Below are 9,702 nucleotides of genomic sequence, written 5' to 3' on the forward strand. Positions count from 1 at the left end.
GCCGGCCGTCACACTCTCCTGACAGTCAGCCTAAAGGTTGCCTCCTTGCCGCCCGCCGCCGTGCGCGCTAGGTAAATCGCGCGAGAGCGCGCGGCGGCGCCCCATCCTATGAGCTGAGATGCGGCGCAGCAATTTCGCCCGGCGCGCGCCGCGACTCCTCCATATGCATGGCCCGCGTCGCGGTGTTCGCAGATTCCACGCCATCTTTTACGTCTTCGCGCTCCGTCTCTGGAGGGCGGTCGCCCGTTTAACCGATATCGACGTCCTTAGTCCGGAGCAATCATTCCGTACCAATACGAAAGTCCCAAACGCCACGTTGCCGTATGGGCGTACTGCGTCGGGGTGGTAAAGGTCCGCGCCGGTCGGCCACCGGCACCTGTTCATCCGCATCGGGCGGATCAGGAGGAGCTCAAATGAAAAAGCTCGCAGCAGTCGCAGCGTTGTCCCTCGTCGCGGTTTCGGCCGCCTATGCGAGCGGACCGGGCCAGCCCAGCATTTCCGCGTCTGGCCATGTTGGCACCATCACCGGGACGGTGTCCTCGGTCTCCACGGGTACTTCCGTGGTTTCGACCCAGATCAACGGCTATGGCTCGTCGAGCCAGACGTCGTTCGGTGAAACGGGAGGCGTCGCCACCGCGGGCGGATCCTTCAGCCCGGATGGCACCACCGCGGTCACCAGCACGCGGCAATACGCGACCAGCGAAACCTACGGCCAGATCCATGGCAACGCGCCGATCATGGTGGGCGACAGCATCGCCAATGGCGGCGCAACGTTCGGCAGCACCACCACCAATGCCACGGCGACCGGCACGTTCAACGCCGGTGCGATCGGCGCGACCGCGTCGATCCATGGCATCGGCCCCGTGGGCGGTTTCGGTCACTGAGCAGCACGCAATCCGGACGGCTTCGGCCGTCCGGTCGAGAGGACATCATGAAAACCCTTGCGCTTGCCTTATCTCTGTCGCTGTCGCTGGTGGCCTTTTCCGCGGGCGCCCAGACCAGTTCTTCCGCCGCGACCACCTCGGCCTCGTCGGGCTCCACCAATGCCGGCAACAACCAGGGCATCACGCTCAATTCCAACAACAGTGGATCGAGCACCCTGCGGACCGCGCCGCCGATCGGCGCACAGAGCTTCTATGGTTCGTTCTCTTCCGACAGCTGCATGGTGTCGGCGGGCGGCGGCGGCTCGGTGGTCGGCTTCGGCATGAACGTGGCGTTCCCGGTCGAGGACCAGAAGTGCAGTCTGCGGCGCAACTTCGAGCGCACCATGCAGGCGGCCGCGTCGACCAAGGATCCGGACCGGTCGCGCCGGTTGGAGACGGCCGCCGTGGACATCCTGTGCCAGACCGACGATCGGACCAAGGCCGCGCTCACCGCGCAGGGCCTGTGCACCAATCCCTCGCTGACCACGGCGGATCACCGCTTCGAGAATCCCTCGCAGAACGTCGCGCAGACCGCGCCCGTCGCGCCGACGCAAGCGCAGTACGCGCCCGCCCAGCCGCAGTCGCCCAGCGCCCAGTACATGGCGCCGGCGCCGGTCGCGCAGGCCTACCCGGTGATGTCGGGGCAGAACGCCATGGTCAATGCGCCGACGCTGCGCAATCCGCGCATGGACCGGCAGGGCCTGGCCGACTTCTATTCGCCGGGTTGATGATCGTGTGCGGCGATCGCGGTTCCAGGCGTTCAGGGCGTTGCGGCGGGCGTGGCCGCGGCGCCCGGCCCCTCGGCCGCGCCGGGCTGCTGCAAGGCCGCGGTCTGGGGCGCGGATGCCAGCAGCATCGTGGGCGGCGACGATACCTCCAGCCCGGCGTCATGCAGCCGCTGCAGCAGCGTGAACAGCAGCGCGCTGCGCACGCCGTAGGACGAGCGTGGCGACGAGACATAGCCCTTGGCGTTGAACACCAGGTTGCCGCCCTCGATGCCATCCAGGAACACATTCGGCGCCGGCGTCTCCAGCACATCCTCATGGTCGGCGAAGGCTTGCAGGATCAGCTCGCGCACCCGTTGCGCATCGGTTGACAGCGGCAGCGGCAACTTGATCTGCACCAGCCCCAGCGGGTTGGACCGCGTGACATTGCGCACCGTCTTGGTCACGAACTCCGAATTCGGCACGATCACCGTGGAACGGTCGCCCATCTGGATTTCCGTGGCGCGCACGTTGATGCGCAGGATGTCGCCCTCCACGCCGCCCAGCGAGACCCAGTCGCCCACCTTGACCGGCCGCTCGGCCAGCAGGATCAGGCCCGACACAAAGTTCTGCACCACCGCCTGCAGGCCGAAACCGATACCTACGGACAGCGCGCTGGCGATCCACGCCACCCGTTCGAGCCCGATGCCGGCGGCCGACAGCGACAGCGCCACCGCCAGCACGAAGCCGGCATAGCCGAACAGCGTCGCGGCCGACAGCTGCATGCCCGGATCCAGTTCCGTCGTCGGCAGGTAACGGTTCGACAGCCAGCGCTTGAGCATCTTCACGCCCAGCAGCGACAGGCCCAGCACCAGCAGGGCTTGCAGCACCGCGCCCGGACGGATCTGCGCTTCGCCGATGGCCAGGCCCTTGCGCAGCTGGTCGAAGCGCTGCAGCAGGTCCATCGGCCCTTCGCCGAACGGCGCCAGCAGCAGGATCAGGGCCAGCAGGCCCACCGCCACGCGGCCCACGCCGGACAGCAGCACGGCGGCCTGGTCGCGCAGGCTGGGGCCTTCGCTGTCTTCGCGGTGCGACGTGCCCAGCAGGGTGCTGAAGCCGTCCTCGATCAGCACGGCCAGCAGGTAGGCCGACGCCAGGATGATCACGACCCACAGCACCTGCTTGGTCAGGAAACTGCCGAAGGCGACGTAGCCAGCCAGCAGGCTGGCCAGGCTGATCGCCAGCACCGTGCCGGTCGCGGTCAGCAGCAGCGAGGTCCAGAAGGGCGGCGGCGGGCCGTCTTCCCGCAACGCGCGGCGCCGCAGCCGGCGGCCGATCGACAGCGCCACCGCCATCGTCATCATCACGAACACGGCCACGATGCCGGTCAGGGTGATGGTGGTGGTGAGACTGGCGTTGAGTAGCACAGGCAGCCGTTCGGCCAGCCAGATCATCACGACGATCACGCCCAGCACGCCGGGCAGCCAGCGCAGGCGGTGCGCCACCTTGTCGGAGATCGGCGGCAGCCGCCATGACGGCCGGTTGGCGGACAGCAGCGCATAGCCCAGGCCCGACACATAGCCGCCAAAACAGACCGTGGCGACCAGATTGGCCAGCAGGGCGCTGGTGCTTTCCGACAGCTGTGAATTCCAGTCCAGGCCGATGTGGATCAGCAGCGCGATGACCCCGGGCGTGGCGACGGCCAGCGTCAACAGCGCCACCGCCAGGAACGAGCGGCGCAGGCGTCCGGGCGGCACGCGCGTGGCCGTGAGCCGCAACAGCACCCGGCCGATCCAGACGCGCAGCGCGATCGCCAGCGCCGCCGCGGCGGCCAGCAGCAGCCAGCCCCATTTCGGCGTCTGGCCGACGGCGGTGGCCAGATCGTTGCGCAGCGCCACCAGGCGCTCCAGGTCGCCGGGGAATTCCTCGCGGAATTCGGCCCAGAATTGGCCAGACAGGAACGAGTCGCGCCGTTCGCCCAGGCGCGCCTGGAATTGCGTGCGGCGCAGGCCCGAGATCTGTTCCGCGGTCTGCGCGGCATCGACCGACAGCAGCCGCGCCAGCTTGATCTGCGCGTCCAGCGCGCGGCTGTTCTTTTCCAGCTGCATGCGCTGCGCCGCCACGTCGGGCGCTTCCTTGACGCCCTCCGGCGGCGCGCCCAGCTCGCTCAGGCGCGCGGTCACGCTGGTCAGCTGCGGCGTGAGCGCATCGGCGGTGGCATCCGCCTTGGACTGGATGTCGAGGGCATCGCCGCGCTGCTTGAGCAGGTCGGCGTCGTCGGTCTCGTCCGGGACGCGCTTGCGGATGTCGTCGAGCTGCTTGCGGGCGCCGGCCAGCATGGCGTCCGTTTCGGCGGGCGACGCGGGCGCGGCGGCGAACGCGGGCGCCAGGCACAGCGCCAGCAGCAGGCCGGCGATCAGCGCGGCAAAAGAACGGCGGCGCGGCAGGGCGCGCAAGAGCGGATGTTGCGGGTTCGGGATCATGATTCTTGGGGCGATGGGATCGCGTCGAGGCGGCAGCATAACAAGCCGCGGCCCGGTCCGCTGCAACAAAAACTCAGCTATGTCCCCCGTTAGATTCCGGCCTTCGCCGGCGCCGATCCGTGGGCGTGGGAAACCAAAAAACGGGGGCGGATTTGAGCCGGAATCCCGGTGGCCGTCGCCAGGCGGGCGGGGCCTCGCGGCTGCGGCTTCAGGACTGCGCCGCGCGCTTATCGGCCCGGGCCCGCCGGGGCCCGCCCAGCACCGCGTCGCAGACCTCCAGCCAGGCGCGGGCGGCGTACGACAGGTAACCGGATTGCTGCCAGATGTGGCCGACCTCCCATTGCAGGCCGGACTTGGCCAGCTTGGCGGTGCTGAGCCCGCGCGTCTTCATCCGCAGCATCAGCGGTTCGGGCAGCAGCGCCACGCCCAGGCCGGCCGACGCCATCGCCACCAGGAAGTCCCAGTGCGCGCTCTGCGCCGCGATGCCGGGTTGCAGCCCGGCATCGGCAAACGCCTGGCGCAGCCGCCGCGTCATGGCGAAATCGTCCGTGGGAATCAGCAGGCGGGTATCGCGCAGCGCGCTCAAGGGCAGCGAGGTCTTGCCGGCCCAGGCCGCGTCGGGCGGCCCGATCACCCAGATCGGATAGCTGCCGAAGGCCTGCGCCGCCAGGCCGCTGTCGGGCGCGATCGGCAGGATGGTGGCGCCCACTTCCAGTTCGCCACCTGCCACCAGGTCCTCGACCGCGCGGCCGGTGCCTTCCCGCAGGGTCAGGTGGATGCCGGGGTGCAGTTCGCGAAAGCGCTTGACCACCGGCGTGAACAGCAGGTTGATCATGGGCGGGATGCCGACCTCCAGCGAACCGCGCTGCAACTCCGCCGTCTGGCGCATTTCCTCGCTCAGCTGGCGCATGGTTTCCAGCACCTGCAGGCCGCGCTGGTACATCACGCGGCCAGTGTCGGTGGGGCGCGCCGTGTGGCCGTCGCGCACCAGCAGCGGCGTGCCGGCTTCCTCTTCCAGCTGGCGGATCATCTTGCTGACGGTGGACTGCGTCACGAACAGCGCCTTGGCCGCCTGCGTGAAGCTGGCGTGCCGGACCGTCTCGACGAAGTACCGCAAGGCGCGCACGTCCAAGGCTCATCTCCTCTGCAAGGTGCGGAACATTCAAATAAGGAAAAAAACGACTGGATCGGATGATTTTAAGTCATTACGAGATTTGGCTGGCGCTTCCTATACTGCGGAAAATTCGTCCCGAAGCCGGCCTGCCAGGCGCTTCGGGCATCAGGAAACGCCGCGCTAGACGGCGCCTGGATGCGAGCGGCAGCACCGCCGCGTCCGGCCGCGAGCCGCCGGCTTTTGAATCTGGAGACACCATGCATACCGACCGTATCCGCCATCCCGGGCTACGCGCCAAGATCACGTCCGCCGAACAGGCGGCCCTGCTGGTGCAGGACGGCATGACCGTCGGCATGAGCGGCTTCACCCGCGCCGGCGACTGTAAGTCGGTGCCGGCCGCGCTGGCTGAACGGGCGGGGCGCGAACCGCTCGCCATCACCCTCATCACGGGCGCCTCGCTGGGCCACGACACCGACAAGGTGCTGGCGCAGGCTAACGCGCTGGCGCGCCGCATGCCGTTCCAGGTCGACACCACCCTGCGGCGCAAGATCAACCAGGGCGAGATCGCCTTCATCGACCAGCACCTGTCCGAGACGGCCGAGCAACTGCGCGCCGGCCACATCGGCCCGGTCGACGTGGCCATCATCGAAGCCGCCGCCATCACCGAGACCGGCGCGATCGTGCCGACGATGTCGGTGGGCAACTCGGCCTCGTTCGCGCAACAGGCGCGCTGCGTCATCATCGAGCTGAACCTGGGCGTGCCGGCCGCGATCGAGGGCCTGCACGACATCTATGTGCCGGCCGATCGCCCGAACCGCGAGCCCATGGGCCTGGTGACGGCCGACCAGCGCATCGGCCAGCCGTTCATCGAGGTGGATCCCGAAAAGATCGCCGCCATCGTCATCACGCACGAGCCCGACAGCCCCTCCAACGCCTTGCCCCCGGATGTCGAAACCAACGCCATCGCCGCGCACATCAACGCGTTCCTGCGCCGCGAAGTGGACGCCGGCCGCCTGACCAATTCACTGCTGCCGCTGCAGGCCGGCATCGGCACCATCGCCAACGCCGTGCTGCACGGTTTTGAATCGTCGGATTTCGACGGGCTGACGATGTACTCCGAAGTGCTGCAGGACAGCGCCATCAAGCTGCTCGACCAGGGCAAGCTGGCCTTCGCCTCGGCCTCGTCCATCACGGTGTCCAAGCCGGTGTACGAGAAGATCCTCGCCAATATCGACCACTACCGCGAACGCATCGTGCTGCGCCCGCAGGAGATCAGCAACGCGCCGGAGATCGTGCGCCGCCTGGGCATCATCGCCATCAATACCGCGCTGGAGTTCGACATCTACGGCAACGTCAACTCGACCCACGTTGGCGGCACGCACATGATGAACGGCATCGGCGGTTCCGGCGACTTCGCCCGCAATGCGCACCTGGCGATCTTCGTGTCGAAATCCATGGCCAAGAACGGCGATATCTCCAGCGTCGTGCCGATGGTGTCCCACGTGGACCACACCGAGCATGACGTCGACGTGCTGGTCACCGAATGCGGCCTGGCCGACCTGCGCGGCCTGGCGCCGCGCGAACGCGCCCGCGCCGTCATCCAGCACTGCGTGCACCCGTCGTATCGCGAAGCCCTGCAGGATTATTTCGACCGGGCCTGCGAGCGCGGCGGTCAGACCCCCCATCTGCTGGAAGAGGCGTTCGCGTGGCACCAGCGCTTCAACGAGACCGACAGCATGCGGGCAGTGCCGCCCGCGACCCGCAAGGTCGCCTGATCCGGTTCCCGCCGCGGCACGTTCACGTCCGGCGGCGGGTCATTCCTTCTTGTCGCGCGTCGTCTTGGCTGCGTCATGGGCAGCGGCGGTCACCAGACTCTTGCTGGAGCGTTCCAGCTCGTCGCGCAGCCATTGCTTCAGCGCCACCAGCGGTTCCCAGTCGCGCAGGCTGGGCCGGTAGACCAGGTGATAGGTCTGGGCCTGCTCATAATGCACGGTCACCGGTGACACCTGCACCAGCCGCCCGGCGCAGATCGCGTCCGCGGCCAGCAATTCGCGTCCCAGAGTGATGCCCAGGCCCTGTTCAGTGGCCTGCAGCATCATGCCGGCATCGTTGAACGTGGCGACCGGCGTCACCGGCACGCTCAGTCCGGCCGCGTTGAACCAGTGCTGCCACATGTCGCGATCCCCCAGCAGGGGTTGGCGCGCCAGCGTCTCGGGCGTGTTGTCGGGCAAGGCCGCCGCCGTTTCGGGCGAGGCCAACGCGATCAGCGGCAACGGCATATCGAACAGCGGTTCGGACTCGACGCCCGGCCACGGGCCGCGGCCGAATCGCAGCGCGGCGTGAAAACCATCGCGCAGCAGATCCACTACCTGCTGCGATGTCTCGATCTGCAGCGACAGGTCCGGGTGGCGCTTGTGCCAGCGCGTCATGCGCGGCAGCAGCCAGCGCTGCGCGAACGAGGGCAGCACCGACACGCGCAACTGCTGCGCGCTGCCGGTCGCGGCGGCCGAGGCCGCCATCAGGCCTTCGTCCAGCAACACCATCGCGCTCTGCACGCGGCACAGCAGCGCCGCGCCGGCCGGGTTCAGCACGATGCCGCGCCCGCTGCGCTCGAACAAGGGGAAGCCTAGTTGTTCTTCCAGCCCCTTGATCTGCTGGCTGACCGCGCTGTGGGTCAGATGCAGGCGTTCGGCCGCCGCGCGCAGGTTCTGCAGTTCGGCGACGGCGCGGAAGGCGGGCAGGGTATTCAGGGGCAGGCGCATGGGAAAGGGGGGGGGGCGGGACGCCAGGAAGTTTCGCGGACATTCCGTCGAGGGCCTGGCCAGCCCACGGAGAGAATGCTTCGATTGGTTAGCTTAACTGACCGTCCTGGGTAAAACAATTCGATTTTCAGGCGCGATTTGGGCGAATACGCTTACCAAAACGGACTAAATCGAGGAGCCCAGCCATGTCCGCCCAAACCTGCATCCAGACCTCTCCCGCTTTCGGCGCGGCCTGCCCGGCGCCCAAGCGGGCAAATATGCCTGACGTGTCGTCGTCCGCGGCGCCGGCTATCCCGGTTTCACAACCAGTGACGCGCACCCCGGAAGCGTCCGTCTCCGGCGCCAACCGCGCGGCCGTGCCGCCGGGCGGTTTCATCGTCCGTCTCTGGCGTGCCTATCGCCAACGGCGTGCCGACAGGGTCCTGCGCAACCTGGCGGATGAAATGGATGTCCACATGCTGAAGGACGTGGGCGCGCCGGAATGGCTGGTGAACCAGGCCACCGTCGAGCAATCGCTCAAGCGGGTCACCCGCATCGACACCCTGCGCTGGTGATGAGGCAGGGTGGTTGGGGTGGGAGGGAATATGCCTTCCCGGTCCCCGCCCTAGCCGGCGGCAGTTCCTGATTCCCATTCCTGCCACTATATATAGACAGGTGGTTGCGGCGTTCATTGACCACTGGTGGGCGGACGTGCAGCATGGAAGGGCGCGTTGCCGGCTAATGGCGTACAGCTGGGGGTGGCACACAGCTGGGGGTGGCACACAGCTGGGGGGAGGGGCTCGCCAACCGAGGGCGAACGCCTCGTTTCCCCCTCCCTCTCTATATATAGATGCGTGCTTCCGACGGTAGATATGGCTGCTCGATGCTCACTCCCGCGATAAGTCCTATATGGAGAGGCTATCCCTATAGAGATCTCCCACCCGGGTGAATTCATAGGGAAACCCCAGACCGATGGCTAGCCGTCAGCAGCCGACGGGGCGCCCATAGGCCAGGCGCTCGACCAGGTCGATGCGATTCGCCCTGATCCAGCAGGGACACACGGCTCCTCCTATATAGAGAGAGGCGAAGAGAGGGGCCGGCGGGCGCGAATGCGCATGTCTGTGCCCCCCCCCAAAAAAAATGTGCCGTGCCGGCCATCCTGTACTGAGGAAGGCTGGAACCGGCCCGCGAGCCAGTCACCGCGAGCGATCCGAGAGCCGGGGCACACGGAAATCATCATCTTTCTGCAAAATGAGTGTCATGCTGGCGTGACAAGCGAAAATTCTGTGCTATAGTCTCGCTCCTTCGCAGTTCAAGCAGTTTTGAGCAGCGAGGCCAGGCAAGTGCAACGGATCTGAACGCTACGGCAAGCAGATCTGCCGCAGGGCAGCAAGGCGGTGAGCCAGCAATGACTCTCTCGAACCAGCGGTCAGCGAATTTTGCAAAAGGTGGTGCAAATCAGGCAGAAGCCAGTTGCATAACCTGCAAAAATTGTGCTATAGTCTTGGGCTTGGCTGGTGACGACAAATCAGGGTTTACCCGGTAGGGTGGTCTGAACGACGTTGCAAGCCGACTGGGCGGTAACCAACCTCTGGGGCGATCCGGGGCTGCTGCGAAGTGAAGTGATTCGCGAAACAGCGGGGTTGCAAGATAGGATGCAAATTAGGCAAAAGCCGGTTGCATAATCTGCAAAAGTTGTGTTATAGTTTCAGGCTTGGCAGTTACCGAAAACTTAGG

At 66.9% G+C, this 9,702-nt stretch carries 7 protein-coding genes; 4 read left to right on the forward strand and 3 right to left on the reverse strand.

Features of this window, described 5'->3' with window-relative positions; genetic code table 11:
- Positions 1 to 413 precede the first annotated feature (413 nt).
- Both AOZ53_RS26945 and AOZ53_RS26950 read left to right on the forward strand, forming a co-directional pair.
- Entirely contained in the window at positions 414 to 884 is a 471-nt protein-coding gene (locus tag AOZ53_RS26945) for a hypothetical protein (RefSeq protein ID WP_054428311.1), read from the forward strand.
- A 47-nt stretch (positions 885 to 931) separates the two neighbouring features.
- On the forward strand, positions 932 to 1,651 hold the full coding sequence (locus AOZ53_RS26950) for a hypothetical protein (protein WP_054428310.1): 720 nt from the start codon (positions 932 to 934) through the stop codon (positions 1,649 to 1,651).
- Between the two features lie 32 nt (positions 1,652 to 1,683).
- Here AOZ53_RS26950 and AOZ53_RS26955 read toward each other — a convergent pair whose 3' ends face one another.
- Positions 1,684 to 4,110 (reverse strand): DUF3772 domain-containing protein, encoded by a 2,427-nt coding sequence (locus AOZ53_RS26955; RefSeq protein ID WP_054490118.1) that lies wholly within the window; start codon positions 4,108 to 4,110, stop codon positions 1,684 to 1,686.
- Positions 4,111 to 4,318: 208 nt separating this feature from the next.
- The gene (locus AOZ53_RS26960) at positions 4,319 to 5,242 is read right to left on the reverse strand and encodes a LysR family transcriptional regulator (protein WP_054428308.1); all 924 of its coding nucleotides are present in this window, start codon (positions 5,240 to 5,242) and stop codon (positions 4,319 to 4,321) included.
- Between the two features lie 239 nt (positions 5,243 to 5,481).
- Between AOZ53_RS26960 and AOZ53_RS26965 the strand changes: the two genes are divergently transcribed.
- On the forward strand, positions 5,482 to 6,999 hold the full coding sequence (locus AOZ53_RS26965; protein ID WP_054490120.1) for an acetyl-CoA hydrolase/transferase family protein: 1,518 nt from the start codon (positions 5,482 to 5,484) through the stop codon (positions 6,997 to 6,999).
- 39 nt (positions 7,000 to 7,038) lie between these two features.
- On the opposite strand, the gene AOZ53_RS26970 is transcribed toward AOZ53_RS26965, so the two are convergent.
- Positions 7,039 to 7,986, reverse strand: coding sequence for a LysR substrate-binding domain-containing protein (locus tag AOZ53_RS26970; RefSeq protein ID WP_054490123.1), 948 nt, complete (start codon positions 7,984 to 7,986; stop codon positions 7,039 to 7,041).
- 185 nt (positions 7,987 to 8,171) lie between these two features.
- Between AOZ53_RS26970 and AOZ53_RS35135 the strand changes: the two genes are divergently transcribed.
- Positions 8,172 to 8,540, forward strand: coding sequence for a hypothetical protein (locus tag AOZ53_RS35135; RefSeq protein WP_231690502.1), 369 nt, complete (start codon positions 8,172 to 8,174; stop codon positions 8,538 to 8,540).
- The last annotated feature ends 1,162 nt before the right edge of the window (positions 8,541 to 9,702 follow it).

This window comes from Achromobacter sp. 2789STDY5608621, assembly GCF_001299375.1.
GTDB lineage: Bacteria > Pseudomonadota > Gammaproteobacteria > Burkholderiales > Burkholderiaceae_B > Achromobacter > Achromobacter insuavis.

Coding starts and splice junctions, on each gene's coding strand:
- AOZ53_RS26955 (WP_054490118.1), bottom strand. CDS start 4,110: ATGATCCCGAACCCGCAACATCCGCTCTTGCGCGCCCTGCCGCGCCGC.
- AOZ53_RS26945 (WP_054428311.1), top strand. CDS start 414: ATGAAAAAGCTCGCAGCAGTCGCAGCGTTGTCCCTCGTCGCGGTTTCG.
- AOZ53_RS26965 (WP_054490120.1), top strand. CDS start 5,482: ATGCATACCGACCGTATCCGCCATCCCGGGCTACGCGCCAAGATCACG.
- AOZ53_RS35135 (WP_231690502.1), top strand. CDS start 8,172: ATGTCCGCCCAAACCTGCATCCAGACCTCTCCCGCTTTCGGCGCGGCC.
- AOZ53_RS26970 (WP_054490123.1), bottom strand. CDS start 7,986: ATGCGCCTGCCCCTGAATACCCTGCCCGCCTTCCGCGCCGTCGCCGAA.
- AOZ53_RS26950 (WP_054428310.1), top strand. CDS start 932: ATGAAAACCCTTGCGCTTGCCTTATCTCTGTCGCTGTCGCTGGTGGCC.